This is a genomic window from Saccharothrix mutabilis subsp. mutabilis, from assembly GCF_039521145.1.
GTDB classification, from domain to species: Bacteria; Actinomycetota; Actinomycetes; order Mycobacteriales; family Pseudonocardiaceae; genus Actinosynnema; species Actinosynnema mutabilis.
In genome coordinates this window covers 1-531 of record NZ_BAAABU010000085.1, presented here as the reverse complement: position 1 = coordinate 531, position 531 = coordinate 1, and the positions used below count along the sequence as shown (strand labels likewise).

Here is a 531-nt window from a genome sequence, read left to right as displayed (position 1 = left end):
TCACCAATTCGTGACGCGTGAGGCTCAATGGCTGGCCGCGATACATGATCTGCATGCGCTCCAGGTCTACCTGGAACACCACCGGCGCAGCTCCTGGGCCAATGCGCTTGAGGATCGCCCTGACCCGCGCCGTCACCTCACGAGGGCTGAACGGCTTGACCACATAATCGTCGGCGCCGATCTCCAGCCCCACCACCCGGTCGATCTCACCATCCCGCGCGCTGAGGAACATCACCGGCACTTCGCTGAACCGGCGCAGTTGCTTGCAGGTTTCAAACCCGGTGATGTCCGGCAGGCCGATGTCGAGGATGATCAGGTCGGCCGGGGTCTGGCGTTGATGCTCCAACGCCGCCTGGCCAAGTGTCAGCCAGGTGGTGGTGAAGCCCTCGCCTTGCAGGGCGAATATCAGCGTGTCGGCTATCGCCGCTTCGTCTTCGACAATCAGGATATGCGCCATGGTGGTCCGTCAGCAGTCCGGTTTGTCAGCAGTGTAACGACGTGCCGGGTTTACCGCTGCGCCGAATTTCTCCA

The 531-nt window shown here is 62.1% G+C and carries 1 protein-coding gene; it reads right to left on the bottom strand.

The features are described from left to right. A partial coding sequence (locus ABD126_RS38690; protein ID WP_343944875.1) for a response regulator occupies window positions 1-457 on the bottom strand: 457 nt, incomplete at its 3' end. Window positions 458-531: the final 74 nt, after the last annotated feature.